Here is a 15,722-nt window from a genome sequence, read left to right on the forward strand (position 1 = left end):
GGGCCCTCAGCTTTCGGGTCGGGGTGGGCATTCCTCGCCCACCACGGTTCCGTCATAGGCTTTTTCGCCGCAATTGTTCAGGGCGTGCCAGACATAGCCTTTTCCATCCGAGGTCACGGCCACGATGCGATCCACACCATAGTGGATATTCTTAGCCCCGATGAACGCCTGCGCCTGCCCGGTTTTCAACGCGTCAGCGATGGCTACGGCATCGTAGCAGTCAAACCAGCCCGGCGCGGTCAGCGGCTCGGGGTTTTCAACAGGCTGAAACGCGGCCAGATCCTCGGCGCTCAGATCGGTCTGGAAACAGGCCCGGTAGCGGATGGGGGAACTGTCGGCGTCAATCGCTTGAAACGCCGAATACGGGATCGGCTGCGGATCTGTCGCGCCTTGAGCCAGTATCGCAACGTCCTGACCGGGGTTCGGCTCAACATCATAGTAGAACCCGTAGACCTGAAGGTAGTACATGCCGAATCCGGCCGCGATGGCGGACACCACAAGGATAAGTGCAAGCAGTTTTCCCGTCATCTTTTCAACATCCTGATCACGCGGCCTCTTTCAACTTTAGGGGAAATAGGCCAGTTTCCGAACCATTACAGAAGGGAATGAGGTTTCTGGAATGGACATGACCCTTGCCGTTGGGTTCTTCGGCGCGCTGTTTGCGATCATGAACCCGATCACCAACCTGCCCATTTTCCTGAGCGTTACCGACGGCCTGCCCCCCGTTGACCAACGCAAGGTGGCGGCGAAAACGGCCCTCTATTGCCTGATCCTTGGCGCGGCGTTTGCGGCGGTCGGAAACAAGGCGCTGGGTCTGTTCGGCATCAGCGTGGACGACCTGCGCGTCGCTGGTGGGCTGGTCGTTCTGATGATCGGCCTGAACATGCTGAGCGGTAAGGAAAGCACCCCGCATCACGGAACCAAAGGCGAGCAGCAATCCTATCCCGAACCCGCGACGGTGGCCTTCTACCCGCTGGCATTCCCCATTCTGGTGGGCCCGGGTACGATCACCACGCTGATCCTTTATGCACATCACATCGCGAAACCCGCAGACGCCATTCTTTACGCGGGGGTATTTTTGGCGGTGCTGTTCTTGCTGTTCATCACCTTCTGGAACGCCTCGGCCCTGGCCAAACGCCTGTCGGACAACGCCCGCGTGATCATGAGCCGCTTCATGGGCATGATCCTGTCGGCCATCGCCGTCAGCATGATCGCTGATGGCCTGAAAGTGCTGCTGCCCGGTTTGGCCTGAGCGCCCCATTACACCTCGAACCCGGCGGCCTCGGTCAGCAGGAACGCATCCGCGCATTGTTTCGCCAGCGCGCGAACGCGGCCGATATAGGCCTGACGTTCCGTTACCGAGATCACGCCGCGCGCATCCAGCAAGTTAAAGACATGGCTGGCCTTGATGCACTGGTCATAGGCCGGGTGCGCCATGACAATGCGCTTGCCGGTTTTCGGGTCGTCATGTTCCTGCGCCAGAATGGCGGCGCATTCGGCCTCGGCCTCTTCGAAATGGCGCAGCAGCACTTCAGTGTTCGCCACGTCAAAGTTCCAGCGGGCGTACTCTTCCTCGGTCTGTTTGAAGATGTCGCCATAGGTCAGTGGGCTGGGGGATTGCGGGTCGTTGAACGGCATGTCCATAACGTGGTCGATGCCCAATACATACATGGCCAGACGCTCAAGCCCATAAGTCAGTTCGCCTGATACCGGCGCGCAGTCATGGCCGCCGACCTGCTGGAAATAGGTGAACTGGCTGACTTCCATACCGTCACACCAGACTTCCCAGCCCAGACCCCATGCGCCCAAAGTTGGGCTTTCCCAATCATCCTCGACAAAGCGGATGTCATGCAGGTCCATATCGATGCCGATGGCCGCAAGCGAGCCCAGATACAGCTCTTGCAGGTCCGGCGGGCTGGGTTTGATCAGCACCTGATACTGGTAATAGTGCTGCAACCGGTTCGGGTTCTCGCCATAGCGCCCATCGGTCGGGCGGCGGGACGGCTGAACATAGGCCGCAGCCCACGCTTTGGACCCCAAGGCGCGCAGCGTCGTCGCCGGGTGGAACGTCCCTGCGCCCACCTCCATGTCATAAGGCTGCAGGATGGCGCAGCCTTTCGACGCCCAATAGGTCTGAAGTCGCAGGATAATTTCCTGAAATGAACGAGGTGCGCTGTTGGGTTCGGTCATGACATTCCCTTTGGACGCATCCGCGCCCGGTTCCGATGGGTTTGACCCTTCCTATGCAAGGGGCCAAGGGGCGTCAACGGGCCAGTGCCGCCCATCTGTCACTGCGCCGCCACACTGGAAATTCCCCGTATTCCGGGCATGGCGTTTCGCGCCGCAATTCGCGTACTCTGCCACAAAGCCAAAACACCGCAGACACGGGCAGACAATGACACGCATATTCACTGTAATTTTGTTTCTATTTTCCATCGGCGTCGGTGCCGTTTCAGCGCAGCAGGACGCGGGCGTCTGGGTGCAGGTCGAAGCACGCCCATCCCTGCGTGAGGCGCAGGAACGTGCACAGGCATACGCGAATGTCCTGCCAGATGTGAACGGATTTCGCCTGAACTCTGGCTGGTATGCCATTGTTATTGGCCCCTATTTGCGCGGCGATGCTGAGCAGGTCCTACAGGTCTACCGGGCCGAGGGGCAGATTCCCGCAGACAGCTATATCGCGTTTTCGAATTCTCTGGGTCAGCAGTTCTGGCCGGTTGGAACCAGCTCTCTGAATCAGGGCGCAGTGAACGCGCCTGTTGATCCGGCCCCGCAACCTGACCCGGACACGGCCGGGCTGACCCCTCAGCCGTCGGATGAAACACGGTCGCAGGCCCTGCAGTCCGAGCGTCTTTTGTCCGCCGAAGACCGTCGCGGCCTGCAAACCGCCCTGCAAGCCGCCGGGTTCTACAATTCCACCATCGATGGCGCGTTTGGTGCGGGCACGCGCCGGTCCATGGGCGACTGGCAGCGCTTTAACGGGTTTGAAGCCACCGGCGTTCTGACCACGGCCCAGCGCCAGCAACTGATGGACGACTATAACGAACCGCTGATCAGCGTCGGGATGGCCCGTCATTCGGACATGCAGGCGGGCATCGATCTGGACCTGCCGTTGGGTGTGATGGCGTTCGACCGCTATGAGGCCCCTTTTGCGCATTTCAACAGCACCAACGATCTGGACGCCAAGGCGCTGCTGATCAGCCAGCAAGGCAACCGCGACACCCTGCGCGCACTGTATGAGGTGATGCAATCGCTGGAAATCGTGCCTCTGGACGGTCCGCGACAGCTGGGCAGAGACCGCTTTACCCTGGAAGGGCGCGGCAATGGCGTCGTGTCCTATACCGAGTCCACACTGAACGACGGCAAGATCAAGGGCTTTACGTTGGTCTGGCCCGAAGGCGATGACGCGCGGAGGGCCCGTGTTCTGGCGGCCATCAAGGCCAGCTTTGCAACCAATGACGCGGTTCTGGATGCCGGGGCCGGCGCGGATGCCGATCAGCGGATCGATCTGGTATCGGGCCTGCAAATCCGCAAACCGCGCCTGTCGCGTTCGGGCTTTTTCACCGATGCGAGCGGTACGATCCTGACCGTGTCTGAGGCCACGGACAGCTGCACCCGCATCACTCTGAACGACGATCAAGAGGTTCAGGTGGCGTGGGCGGATACCGATCTGGGTGTCGCGGTCCTGCGCCCCCGCCGCAGCCTAGCGCCGATCAACATCGCCGAGTTCAGCGCCAGCACACCCCGGATTCAGTCCGAGGTTGCAGTGTCGGGCTTTTCCTATCAGGGCGCGCTGGGAGCCCCGACCCTGACCTATGGCCAGATCAGCGATGTGCGCGGCCTGAACGGGGAAGATGGCGTCAAGCGTCTGGCCCTTGCGGCGCAGCCCGGTGATGCGGGCGGTCCGGTCTTTGACGGCAACGGACAAGTCGTGGGAATGCTGCTGCCCACCCCGTCCGAGGGGCGCACCCTGCCCGCGTCGGTCAGCCTTGCCGCCACCGCCAAGCGTCTGAATGCCGCCCTGGAGCAGGCGGGCGTTGAACCTCAGCCCGGCCAAGCCGCATCTGAGGTCTCACCAAATGAGCTGAGCCGCCGCGCCAATGGGATGACCGTTCTGGTACATTGCTGGGATTGATCCCGGCCTCAGCCCAAGGATACGCCGCCCCACGGGGCGGCGTTTTTCGTTCAAAGGATGTCTGGCGTCACGCGGATCAGGGTTGGGACCGGTGCATCGAAAGCTCTGCGTACAGCCTCTTGCATCTCATCCAGAGTGGATGGCGCGGCGGACAGCGCCCCAAACGCCTCGGCCAGTTTGCAGAAATCGGGGTTCTGCGCGACCACCGCGTTGGGCGCGATCTGACCGCGAACCATGCTGTCCTCGATCTCTTTCAGTTTGCCATTGTCCCATAGGATAATGGGCAGAGACAGGCCAAGCTCAACCGCCACGCCCAGCTCCATCATCGTGTAGTGAAAGCCGTAATCCCCCGCGATCACAGCCGTGGGCTTGCCCCGCCGTGCCACCGCGCCACCGATCCCGGCGGGCAGTGCATAGCCCAGCGTGCCGAACCCGGTGGGATGGTGCCAGTGATAGGGAAAGGCCATATCCCAGACCTCTTTCGCGACATAGGCGAATTGGGTCATGTCGGAATAGATCATCGTATCCGCAGGCATCGCATCGCGCAGGGCGTCCAGCACGGGCACAATCCCCGGACGTTCGGCATCGGATTCAGCGCGCCAGCGCTGGCGGGCCTCGGCGACCTCTTCCCGGGTCCAGCCGGTGGCGGGCTTCACCGCATCAATCGCAGCCCACAGGGCATGGGCAAAGCTTTCGCCATCAACCTGCAGTTTGATCCCGGCGCGGTGGCGGTCAGACAGAACCTGCGGGTCCAGATCGACCCGCACCAGATGCGAAGAATGCCCCAGCGTGTCGCGCCACAGGTCGACCTCACCCAGTTCCGCGCCAACGGCAACCACCAGGTCGGCGGACCCGATGACATCCGCACTGCCCGGTCGCGGCAGCGTGGCCCCGAAATCCAGCGCATAGCCCAGCCCGGCCTTCCCCCGCCCGGCATATGTGGTGAAACAGGCCGCACCCAGTTGCGTCAGAATTTGCCGCCACAGGTTCGACCGCGCCCCACCGCCCAGAATGAACAGCGGGCGGTTCGAGATATTCAGCAGGGACATCAGCGGCGCCACATCCGGCGGCACCACCTTGGACCGCAGGCCGGGCTGATTGGGAAAAGGTGCCGGGTCGGCATCGGCCTCAAGCTGCGCAATCGGAACCTGTATATGCTTGGGCCGCGGGCGCGCCAGTTCGAATTCTTCAAACGCACGCTCAACCAGCCCATAAGCAGCTTGCGCGGTATTGGCCTGACAGGACCAGTCCGCCACGGTATCCGCCGCGCCGCGCTGGTCTTTCATCTGGTGCAACTGGCCCTGTACGGACGCCGTTTCATCCAGACAGGAGGACATCACCAACATGGGAACTGAATCCGAATAAGCCTGCCCCATCGGCGTCATGATATTGCACAGCCCCGGCCCGGTGATCACATAGGCCACCCCCGGCCTGCCGGTTGCACGGGCATAACCATCGGCCATAAAACCCGCACCCTGTTCGTGGCGGGCCAGAACATGCGTGATACCGGCCTCTTCGATCCCCCGATACATCTCCTGATTATGTACACCGGGGATGCCAAAGATCACGTCAACGCCCCGATCCCTCAGCATATGGGAAATCTGGGCACCCAGAGGTCTTTTCATCAGCTTCTCCAGAATTGCGCGGTAAACAGCGCGTAAACGGCCAGCAGTTCCAGCCGCCCGACTAGCATCCCGATCGACAACATCCACTTGGCGGTGTCGTTCAACCCCGCAAAGTTACCCGCCGGGCCGATCTGGTCCCCCAGCCCCGGCCCCACATTGGCCAAGGCCGTCGCGGCCCCCGAAACAGCGGTGATAAAGTCGAGCCCCGTCAACGCCAGCGCCCATGCCAGCACCCCCAGCGAGACGACGAAGAACATGAAAAAGCTCATGACCGAGGTCAGAACATCCGTGCCAATCGGGCGCCCGTCATATTGCGGTGTGAAGACACCATGGGGTGAGCGGATGCGGCGAATCTGGGTTTTGATCGAGGCGAACAAAAGCTGATAGCGGAAGATCTTGATCGAACAGGCGGTCGAGCCCGCACAGCCGCCAATCAGCCCGATCAGGAAAAACAGCATGATCGGAAAACTGCCCCAGCCCATGTAGTCGACGCTGGCATAGCCCGTACCGGAAATGATCGAGGTGATGTTGAACAACGACTCACGGACCGCCTGTTCCCAATGATGCGGAAAGACCGAGGTCAGAAACACCGCCATGATGACAACCAGCACCAGAATGGTCGCCAGAAAGGCGCGTATCTGGCTGTCTTTCCAGATCGAACTCGTGTTGCCATTTGCAAACTGCACATAGCGCACGAACGGCAGAGCCGCGAGGATCATGAACACCGATGCCGCATATTCTGCGGGGCCGGAAAACGTCCCGAACGACGCGTCATAATTCGAGAATCCGCCGGTCGAAATCGTGGTCAGGGAATGCACCAGCGCATCAAAGAACCCCATCCCCAGACCGGCGTAAACAAGGGCACAGACCACAGTCAGAAACACGTAAATCAGCGAGATCTGCCCCGCGATCTCTTGCGCGCGTGGCAGGATTTTCCCCATGGTCTCAAACCCTTCCGAGCGGAAGATCTGCATCCCGCCGACCCGAAGCTCGGGCAGGAACACCATGGCGACAACGATAATCCCAATACCGCCCAGCCATTGCAGCACCCCGCGCCAGAGCAACAGGCCCTGCGGTAACTCATCCAACCCCGATATCACCGTCGAACCAGTGGTTGTCAGGCCGGACATCGCCTCAAAATAGGCATCGACAAAGCGCAGTTCGGTTTCACCAAACAAAAACGGGATCGCCCCGAAAAACGGCAGCGCGACCCAAACGCCGGTGGTCAGCAAAAAGGTCTGACGGATCGTCAGACCTTCGCCCACCCCGTTCGAGCAGCTGATCGACAGGACAACGCCTGTCAGCATGGTGATAACGCCGCTTTCCAGAAAGACATGCCACTCGCCCCGCCCCTCGATGAGGTCCGCCAGCATAGGCAGCATCATGGTCGCCCCAAGAATGGCGACCAATAGGCCAATCACATATCCAACCGGGCGCATATCCGTCATGAGGCGCAGCGTTGGCGCGCCTGCACGACTGAGTCAAGCGGATGTCCCGTTTACGTGTCCGTTTTAGCCGCAGGTGTGGGCATCGCGGGCGGCTTGGACGGCGCGCGTGTCCGACGCTGCGGGGGTGCGGCTTTCGGTGCCCCGGTCGATGTTGCCGGTGCCTGAGCGTTCGCAGGTTTTTTCGCAGCGCTGACCGGCTTCGCCGCAGCCTTCGGGCTAGCGGTTTTTGCCTGAGCAGCGGGTTTCGCCGCAACCTTAGGCGCAACAGGTTTGGCAGCCGCCGCTTTCGGTGCTGCAGTTTGGGCTTTGGCCGCGACGGGCTTTACCGCTGTGGCCGGGGCCGGACGGGCCGCGGGTCTGGGCTCTGCAGTCTTTGGCGCAGGTTTCGAGGCCGCAGGTTTGGGCGCTGCCTTGGCCGCGGGTTTTGCTGCGGCAGCCTTCGGTGCAGTTTGCGCTGCAGGCTTAGGGGCCGCACGACGCGTGCGCGAAGCGGGCTTGGCGGCTTCGGCCGGCTTTGTCACGGCAGGCTTGGTCTCAGCCGTTTTTTGGGCCGCGACGGGCTTTGCCTTCGCCACCTCAGCCTTAGGCGATTCGACCTTTGCCAAGGGTGCTTTTCGGGCGCGAACAACAGGTTTTGTCTTCGGCGCAGGCGCCGTTTTCTTCTTTGCTACAGGCTTGGTCGCCGCCTTGGGTTTGGCCGCGGGGCGTGGGGTGACGGGTGCCGGCGCCGAGGACGACGCATGCAGCGCGTGTACCGGAGCAAAGGGCAGCTCCATCGCCGAGCTTGCCAGAATTTGCATGATCTTCAGCTGGTTGCTAACCGCGTAGCCGGCCATGCGAATGGCCGCCGCCTGGAACTCCAGCGGTTGGGTAATCGGATTCATTAGTGATTTCTCCTGTGAAAGCGATGCAACCTTCAAACGGAAGAAGACCCCTGCCCCGCCCTGAAATTTCGGGCGAAGTGCCAAAGTTTGAAGTCCCGGAGCGTTTCACGTCTCGGCTTCCTTTCAGAGTGGCACAAAGGCTTGCAGCATGCGCCACGGCTGCACTCGGAGCCAGTATTACGCGAAAAACGGTGCATTCGCAGCATTTTTTGCTGCGCTGCGGCAATTATTCGCCGCCAAGCTCAATTTTCAGGCTTTGACGCGCCCGCCCTATCAGCCGACGTGAAACAGGGTCGCGAACAAACGCGGATCGAGGCTGGGCGAGACGAAGGTCGGCCCTTCGGTCAGGACCGAGACTGCATCATGGCTGTGCAGGCTTTCCTGATGGCTGGCCACGACGCGGAAATCGCCAACGTGGTGATCGGCCAAAAGCTGGGCGCAGAACAGACGGGCGGCATCCTCAACAAAGATCGGGTTGGCCGCGTTCAACTCTGCGAAAGCCTGTTCGTCCTCACGCTTGACCATGACCTGCGTTTCCGTGGGCACGGCCCGACGGCAAAGTTCGATCAGGTCCTCAAACCAAAGGCAATCGGCATCGCAATCCACCACAACCGAAATCCGCGCAACCGAGCGCTGCGAATGCGGCGTTGCCAGTTGCCCCCGCGTCGAACGGGCATGTTCGCTCAACTCCAGCGAACAGGGACAGGTCGAGGAATAGACGTAGTCCAGATGCATGATCTTCTGACGCACGCCGTTCTGTTCAACCAGTTCCAGCGCGATGTCGTAATACTGATACCCTTCCAGACCCGAGCGCAGGCTTTTGACCTTGTCCGGGTAGGAAAACCGCATCTGGATGCGCGCGTCAAAGCTGTCCAGATCGGTCATATAGTCGTCCAGCGCGGCCTCCATGACCTCAAAGCTGAACGTACGCTCGGCATGTTTGTAGAACGAGCGCATGATGCGGGACATGTTGATGCCCTTCTTTTCCGCATCCAGGCTGACGGTGCCGGTGACCGAGGTTTCCAGCGTCAGGTCTTCGCCCTGTTTGCGGTGAAACCGGATCGGCAGGCGGAAATTCGAAATCCCCACATGCTGAATCTGTTGTTTCGCCCCCCGGATCAGGCTGGAAGGACCGTTTTGCAGATCGGGCAGCGTGGCGCGATAGGCGGCATCAACCTCGAACCCCTCGGGGTAGTCCCGCGACAGCGAGGGGTAGTTCACTGGAACCAGACCCGGCACCAGACGGGCGATGGCAGGATCAAGCTGGCTTATCTCGGCCTCGGTCGCGGACTGGGCCCATTTGCGCAGCGTTTTCAGCGCGGCAGCGGCTTCGTCATGGTCGGGTGCGTCGTCAATGTCACGGGGGTGCACGTTCATCGATCACAGTTCCTCGGGGTTGATCGCCGGACTATATACAGCTTTGGCGCGTTTTCCAGTTTATCCATATACGCCGGAAAACACAGCCCGGATCGATTTTCGGTGCGGGATGAGCAATTTACCACCCCACACACAGTCCTTTGATCCGGTTTCTAACAGCTTTGACGCCACGTTTACTGCTGAGAAACGTCCAATGCGCGCTCAATATCGGCAAGCAGGTCGCCCGCATCCTCAAGCCCGACCGAGAACCGGATCAGACCGGGGGTGATACCCAGCTCATCCTTTTGGGCGTCCGTCAGGCGCTGATGGGTGGTTGTTGCGGGATGGGTCGCGATGGATTTCGCATCGCCCAGATTGTTCGAGATCACCGGGATCGTCAGCGCATTCAGGAATTTGAACGCGGCGTCCTTCCCGCCCTTGATGTCCAGCGACAGAACAGTGCCACCCTTACCACCCAGCTGCGATTGCACCAGCGCGTTCTGCGCATGGGTTTTCAGCCCCGGATACAGCGTACGCTCCAGCGCCGGATGGCCCTCAAGTGCCTCGGCAATGGTTTGCGCCGACTCAGCCTGAGCGTTGACGCGCAGAGCCATCGTCTCAAGCCCTTTCAGCATGACCCAGGCGTTGAACGGGCTGAGCGCCCCGCCGGTGTGTTTCAGGTATGGCTCGACCGTGCCGCGGATGAATTCCTTGGTGCTGATGATCACACCGCCCAGCGCGCGGCCCTGCCCGTCGATATGCTTGGTCGCCGAATAGACCACCACGTCCGCCCCCTGCTGGATCGCACGCGAAAAGACCGGAGTTGAAAACACGTTGTCCACGATCACCAGCGCACCCACCGCATGGGCCAGTTTTGCGACCGCTTCGATGTCGATGACCTCAAGCGTGGGGTTCGACATGGATTCAAAGAAAACCGCTTTGGTCTCGGGCCGGATTGCCGCCTGCCATGCCTCCAGATCGGTGCCGTCGACGAATGTCACCTCGACCCCATAGCGGGTCAGAATGTTCTCAAGAATGTACAGGCACGAGCCGAACAGAGCCTTGGCCGACACCACGTGATCCCCGGCCTTCAGCATCGAGGTCAGCGCTGCATTCACCGCCGCCATGCCGGACGCAGTGGCAAAGGCATCCTCGCCGCCTTCCAGCGCGGCAACACGCTGTTCGAACATCGACACGGTCGGGTTGCCATAGCGGGCATAGATGAACTCATCCGGGCCGGTTTCGATAAACCGCGCCTCGGCCTGCTCGGCGTTTTCGTAAACGAAGCCCTGCGTCAGAAAGATCGCCTCGGACACTTCGTTATATTGGCTGCGACGGATGCCGCCATGGACGGCTTGGGTGCGTTTGTTCCAGCTCTCGCTCATGTCATTCCTTTCAGCCCTCGGGGGGCAAACAAAAAACCCCAGACGCGGCCAAGCGAAAGGGGTCTTTCATCCTGACCTTTTAGCGGTGTTGTTTAGCGTGGCCCGCAATCCGGTAACAAATCGCCACGTAGCTTTGGGCAGCGCAATACGCCCAAGGCCGTTTGACGTCAAGCCCGGCCTTTGGTCACGGTTTCGTAAGCAACCCTTGCTGATCCGGTGAAAACCCGCATGATCCCCCCAACCCAAGGAGAGACCATGATCGATCTGTATTTCTGGCCCACGCCGAATGGTTGGAAAGTGTCCATCGCTTTGGAAGAGATGGACCTGCCCTACACCACCCACCTGATCAACATTGGCAAGGGCGATCAGTTCGACCCCGAATTCCTGAAGATCGCGCCCAACAACCGGATGCCCGCCATCGTTGACCCCGACGGCCCCGACGGCGCGCCGATCTCGGTTTTTGAAAGCGGCGCGATCCTGATGTATCTGGCCCGCAAGACCGGGCGGTTTTATGGCGAGACCGAGCGTGACCGGATCGCGGTCGAGGAATGGCTGATGTGGCAGATGGGCGGCGTCGGCCCGATGGCCGGTCAGGCGCATCACTTTCTGAAATACGCCCCCAACATGGACCCGCCGCAGGATCTGCCCTACGCACAAGACCGCTACCGCACCGAGGTCGGACGTCTATACGGCGTGCTGGACCGCCGCCTGGCCGAGAATGAATACGTCGCGGGCGATTTCTATTCCATCGCCGACATGTCGATCTGGGGCTGGGCCAGCCTTTGGGAAGGTCAGCAACAAGTGCTTGAGGACAAACCCCATTTCACCCGCTGGCTGGAGACTGTAAGCGCCCGCCCCGGCGTTCAGGCCGGCCGCGCGCTGCACGCGGAACTGCGCGGGGATCATAGGGACAAGCAATCGCAAGGGGTTTTGTTCAAGCGGTGAAATACACGAGTAGTAGCCTGAAAACTGCTTTGCACCGCCTCTGCACATCTACTGCACTTGTTCTGCGATTCTTAAATCTATGATGAGGATACCTCTGATAGCTCCGGGTACTCTTATGAAGTCTGTTTCTCGTCCTTTAGGTCTCTGTTCTGCGTTTGTCGCGCTTTTGATTGCTTCCGAAGAGATCCGCGCTGCTGAACATTGTCTAACGCGTCCCGAAGGCCCAGTGCCGCTAGAGCGCTTTAACGTTCCTGCTAACGTTCCCGGCCTGGAACCCCACATTATTTCTGCATATGAGGGCCGGTTACAGTTTTTCTTTCCCGATGAGAATGAACTCGGGCATGACGCTTGGTCACCAACCGGCGACTTGACACCGGTTATTGGCCCTTACGACCCTGACAGCGGTCGCCTCTATATTTGGGGTTATTTTGACAACGGCTGGATTGAGATTACCAAGCCGTCAGGGACTTGGATTTTTGGCAAAGACGGTACGATCTCGCCACGTCTTTTTGACAGTTGGGACGACGGTAGGGGCGATTCCGTGGAATCTGTTCTCAGAAGCCCGGTACTCGGCGTCCAATTCTATAGCGGAACCACGGCTGAGCATTGACTCACGAAACACCAATCCTACAGGGTTTACCAAATTGAAGGGTCGAGGATGATGCGTGTCCCTGAACTAGAAGCCCGCAATTTACACTACATTGGTGATGATCAAAACGCCCAAATGGCAGTTTTCGCGCCAGTGAACGCGTTTGGAGCAGACTGGGGCCGACACCTTGTCTGGTTCGATGGCAAAGCTGTAGTAGAGCCATCATCCGATAGTGAGATACCCGACAGCTTTTGTAATTAGACTGACAGATCAACACTATTCTTTCATGTAATCGGCTTGCAATTTGTCTCTGCAACATAACCTATCCCTCCCCCCGTACCAGCACATCCAGCATCCCCGAGATATCCTCGATCTCTTCCGCGATGACATGGATCACCGCGTCAGCCTTCTGCATCCGGCCTGTAACTTTCAGCAACCGCCCCGAAATCACCGCGCGGCGGAATTGGTCGTACATCTTGCGCCAGACCACCACGTTCACGATGCCGGTCTCATCCTCCAGCGTCAGAAAGATCACACCCTTTGCCGTTCCCGGCCTTTGTCGCAGGATCACCAGCCCGGCCACAGCCACGCGCGCGCCCTCGGGCGGGTCGCCCAGCCGATCACAGGGCAAACAGGCAGGTGGGTGCGGCCAGTCTCGGCTTGAAACTGCTGGGGTAACAGGGGCGACAAACATAAGAACAAAAATAGAACAAATGACAAGAAAGTCCAGACGCGGCGTGTTAAGTCGCAAATGAGGCTGGAAAGACCTAAATGCGTTTAATAAGGAAGAATTCGACAATCGAAAAAGGAAGACGCACGCAATGGCAAAGATCACCTATGTCGAGCACAGCGGTACCGAACATACAGTCGACGTCGCCAACGGGCTGACCGTGATGGAAGGGGCCCGTGACAACAATATTCCCGGCATTGAGGCCGATTGCGGCGGCGCCTGTGCCTGCTCGACCTGCCATGTCTATCTCCACCCCGACTGGGTCGAGAAGGTTCCGGCCAAGGACGACATGGAAGAGGATATGCTGGACTTTGCCTATGAACCCGATCCAGAACGGTCGCGCCTGACCTGCCAGATCAAGGTTACCGACGCGCTGGACGGTCTGGTCGTTCAACTGCCTGAGAAGCAGATCTGATGATCCCCAAAGCGCCGCGCCTGCCCGTTCGCCTGTGGCAAAGTCGGGCACGCGGCGCGCTACTGGCATCAAGCTTGTGGCTGGCCGGGACTGAAGTCGTCACAGCCGCAGAAACCGTAATCGCTGCACGTTACACAGACCCTACGACACGCTACGCTCATGGCGTTCTGGGTGACAATATCGAATATGGTGCATTGGAGATCACGGTAGAAAACACTTCGGCTCATCAGGCAGCCGATCAGCCGGGCAACAAGCGCACCGTCCTGACCATCCAGTTGCCTAAGGATCGGGTGTTTGAGGATCTGGCTCCTCGTCTTGCAGATGTCGATCTGGATGGCACAAACGAAGTTATCGTTGTTGAATCCCGGCAAGACACTGGCGCGCAACTCGCCATCTATAACGCAAGCGGAGAAAAAATCGCCGCCACACCCCATATCGGCACCCGCTTTCGCTGGCTCGCCCCGGCCGCTATTTGGGATCTGGACAACGATGGACATGTCGAGATCGCCTATGTTGACCGCCCGCACCTGGCGAAAACACTCCGAATCTGGCGGTTTCGTGACGGCGCACTGAGCGAAATTGCAACCCTGCCCGGCCTGACCAATCACCGCATTGGTGAGGCTTTCATCACTGGCGGGTTACGTTACTGCGAAACAGGCCCAGAGGTGGTCGTTGCCAGCGCGGATTGGCGCAACATCGTCAGCGTGTCTTATGACGAGGGTTGGCAGCAGACAAATCTCGGCCCCTTTTCAGGCGACAGACTGAACCAGGTCATGTCCTGCCAATAGCGCTGACGCAACCCGCGACAGCGGGCTGCCAGGCCCAAGGCCTTTGGCGTTGCATCTGCGATGCAAGGACAGGGCGCGGGAGCCCTTCCGACTAAAGCGCGCGCCAGCCGATATCGCGGCGGAAGAACCCACCCGGCCAATCAATGCCATCAACCATCGTATAGGCCCTGTCGCGCGCTTCCTGCAGCGTTTCACCACGTGCGGTCACGTTCAGAACCCGGCCACCGGATGCCAATACCTGCCCGTCCGCCGCCTTAGTCCCCGCATGGAACACCATATTGCTGCTGTCTTCGGGCAAACTGTCCAAGCCGCCAATCACGCTGCCTTTCTCATAAGACCCCGGATACCCATTCGCCGCCATCACCACGGTCAGCGCGTGATCATCTGCCCAGTTCACCTGCGCCTCACTCAGCCGTCCTTCGGCCGCAGCATGAAGCAGATCCAGAACCTGAGCCCCCAGCCGCATCATCAGAACCTGACATTCCGGGTCGCCAAAACGCACGTTGTATTCCACCAGACGCGGCTGGCCGTCCTTGATCATCAGACCAGCATAGAGAACGCCCTGAAACGGCATGCCGCGCTTTTTCATCTCGGCCACGGTGGGTTTGACGATCTCTTCCATCGCACGGGCCTCAATCTCGGCGCTCAGAACCGGAGCCGGAGAATAAGCCCCCATGCCGCCGGTATTCGGGCCCGTATCGCCCTCGCCCACGCGCTTGTGGTCCTGCGCGGTGCCGACGGACAGGATGTCCTCACCATCGCACAGCACAAACAGCGACGCCTCTTCGCCTTCCATGAACTCTTCAATGACGACCTCAGCGCCAGCGCCACCAAAGGCACCGCCGAACATGTCGTCGATGGCGTCCAGCGCGGATTGCTCGTCCATCGCCACGATCACACCCTTGCCCGCAGCCAGACCATCGGCCTTGACGACAATCGGCGCGCCTTGCGCCCGGATGTAATCCTTTGCCGGCGCGGCCTCGGTGAACCGTGCATAGGCGGCTGTCGGCGCGCCCGATGCGTCGCAGATTTCCTTGGTAAAGCTCTTTGACGCCTCCAATTGCGCCGCTTCTGCCGAAGGACCAAACACCAGCACCCCGGCCTCGCGCAGACGATCTGCCACACCGGTGGCCAAGGGGGCCTCGGGGCCGACGATCACGAAATCAATCGCGTTTTCATCGGCAAAGCTGACAACGGCCCCGCCGTTTTCAATATCCAGCGCGGCACAGTCGGCGATCTGCGCAATCCCGGCATTGCCCGGCGCAACAATCAGACGGTCGCATTTGGGGTTCTGCATCACCGCCCAGGCCAGCGCGTGTTCGCGCCCTCCGCTGCCGAGAATGAGGATATTCATGAATGCACTCCGATCTGCTTGGCCTCGCCTGCCGCGCGTTCTAAGCTGCGCGGACATCTGACACAAGG

General features: G+C 60.1%; 15 protein-coding genes and 1 riboswitch. Of the genes, 6 read left to right on the top strand and 9 right to left on the bottom strand.

What is annotated here, in order from left to right:
• Nucleotides 1-6: 6 nt before the first annotated feature.
• Entirely contained in the window at nt 7-528 is a 522-nt protein-coding gene (locus tag ACRZ94_RS02345) for a DUF6446 family protein (protein WP_480650589.1), read from the bottom strand.
• Nucleotides 529-625: 97 nt separating this feature from the next.
• On the opposite strand from ACRZ94_RS02345, the gene ACRZ94_RS02350 reads away from it, so the two are divergent.
• Nucleotides 626-1,252, top strand: coding sequence for a MarC family protein (locus ACRZ94_RS02350; RefSeq protein ID WP_480650587.1), 627 nt, complete (start codon nt 626-628; stop codon nt 1,250-1,252).
• Nucleotides 1,253-1,260: 8 nt separating this feature from the next.
• Here ACRZ94_RS02350 and ACRZ94_RS02355 read toward each other — a convergent pair whose 3' ends face one another.
• The gene (locus tag ACRZ94_RS02355) at nt 1,261-2,190 is read right to left on the bottom strand and encodes a glycine--tRNA ligase subunit alpha (protein WP_480650585.1); all 930 of its coding nucleotides are present in this window, start codon (nt 2,188-2,190) and stop codon (nt 1,261-1,263) included.
• A gap of 205 nt (nt 2,191-2,395) precedes the next feature.
• Here ACRZ94_RS02355 and ACRZ94_RS02360 point away from each other — a divergent pair, with 205 nt between their 5' ends.
• Complete coding sequence (locus tag ACRZ94_RS02360) at nt 2,396-4,135, top strand: serine protease (protein WP_480796587.1); 1,740 nt, start codon at nt 2,396-2,398, stop codon at nt 4,133-4,135.
• A gap of 50 nt (nt 4,136-4,185) precedes the next feature.
• On the opposite strand, the gene ACRZ94_RS02365 is transcribed toward ACRZ94_RS02360, so the two are convergent.
• The 5 genes from ACRZ94_RS02365 to metZ all read right to left on the bottom strand — a co-directional run bounded on the left by ACRZ94_RS02365 (nt 4,186) and on the right by metZ (nt 10,833).
• Nucleotides 4,186-5,760 (bottom strand): thiamine pyrophosphate-binding protein, encoded by a 1,575-nt coding sequence (locus ACRZ94_RS02365; RefSeq protein ID WP_480796588.1) that lies wholly within the window; start codon nt 5,758-5,760, stop codon nt 4,186-4,188.
• Nucleotides 5,760-7,208, bottom strand: a complete 1,449-nt coding sequence (locus ACRZ94_RS02370; RefSeq protein ID WP_480650579.1) for a TrkH family potassium uptake protein — start codon at nt 7,206-7,208, stop codon at nt 5,760-5,762. The genes ACRZ94_RS02365 and ACRZ94_RS02370 overlap by 1 nt, the downstream gene beginning before the upstream one ends.
• A 50-nt stretch (nt 7,209-7,258) precedes the next feature.
• Complete coding sequence (locus ACRZ94_RS02375) at nt 7,259-8,176, bottom strand: hypothetical protein (RefSeq protein WP_480796589.1); 918 nt, start codon at nt 8,174-8,176, stop codon at nt 7,259-7,261.
• A gap of 189 nt (nt 8,177-8,365) precedes the next feature.
• Entirely contained in the window at nt 8,366-9,469 is a 1,104-nt protein-coding gene (folE2, locus tag ACRZ94_RS02380) for a GTP cyclohydrolase FolE2 (RefSeq protein WP_480650575.1), read from the bottom strand.
• A 173-nt stretch (nt 9,470-9,642) separates the two neighbouring features.
• Nucleotides 9,643-10,833: an O-succinylhomoserine sulfhydrylase gene (gene metZ / locus ACRZ94_RS02385; protein WP_480650573.1), complete on the bottom strand. Its 1,191-nt coding sequence runs from the start codon at nt 10,831-10,833 to the stop codon at nt 9,643-9,645.
• Nucleotides 10,834-10,892: 59 nt separating this feature from the next.
• Nucleotides 10,893-10,970: riboswitch (SAM riboswitch) on the bottom strand.
• Between the two features lie 118 nt (nt 10,971-11,088).
• Here metZ and ACRZ94_RS02390 point away from each other — a divergent pair.
• Both ACRZ94_RS02390 and ACRZ94_RS02395 read left to right on the top strand, forming a co-directional pair.
• Nucleotides 11,089-11,778, top strand: coding sequence for a glutathione S-transferase N-terminal domain-containing protein (locus tag ACRZ94_RS02390; RefSeq protein ID WP_480796590.1), 690 nt, complete (start codon nt 11,089-11,091; stop codon nt 11,776-11,778).
• Nucleotides 11,779-11,893: 115 nt separating this feature from the next.
• The gene (locus ACRZ94_RS02395; RefSeq protein WP_480796591.1) at nt 11,894-12,388 is read left to right on the top strand and encodes a hypothetical protein; all 495 of its coding nucleotides are present in this window, start codon (nt 11,894-11,896) and stop codon (nt 12,386-12,388) included.
• Between the two features lie 301 nt (nt 12,389-12,689).
• Here the strand turns inward: ACRZ94_RS02395 and ACRZ94_RS02400 are convergent, their stop codons facing one another.
• On the bottom strand, nt 12,690-13,061 hold the full coding sequence (locus tag ACRZ94_RS02400) for an OB-fold nucleic acid binding domain-containing protein (RefSeq protein ID WP_480796592.1): 372 nt from the start codon (nt 13,059-13,061) through the stop codon (nt 12,690-12,692).
• Nucleotides 13,062-13,188: 127 nt separating this feature from the next.
• Here ACRZ94_RS02400 and ACRZ94_RS02405 point away from each other — a divergent pair, with 127 nt between their 5' ends.
• Both ACRZ94_RS02405 and ACRZ94_RS02410 read left to right on the top strand, forming a co-directional pair.
• A complete protein-coding gene (locus ACRZ94_RS02405; RefSeq protein WP_480650565.1) occupies nt 13,189-13,512 on the top strand; it encodes a 2Fe-2S iron-sulfur cluster-binding protein in 324 nt (107 codons plus the stop codon).
• Nucleotides 13,512-14,300: an FG-GAP repeat domain-containing protein gene (locus ACRZ94_RS02410; protein ID WP_480650563.1), complete on the top strand. Its 789-nt coding sequence runs from the start codon at nt 13,512-13,514 to the stop codon at nt 14,298-14,300. The genes ACRZ94_RS02405 and ACRZ94_RS02410 overlap by 1 nt, the downstream gene beginning before the upstream one ends.
• 91 nt (nt 14,301-14,391) lie before the next feature.
• Here ACRZ94_RS02410 and purD read toward each other — a convergent pair whose 3' ends face one another.
• On the bottom strand, nt 14,392-15,654 hold the full coding sequence (gene purD, locus ACRZ94_RS02415) for a phosphoribosylamine--glycine ligase (protein WP_480796593.1): 1,263 nt from the start codon (nt 15,652-15,654) through the stop codon (nt 14,392-14,394).
• Nucleotides 15,655-15,722 lie beyond the last annotated feature (68 nt).

It is taken from the genome of Ruegeria sp. CH10, from assembly GCF_056537125.1.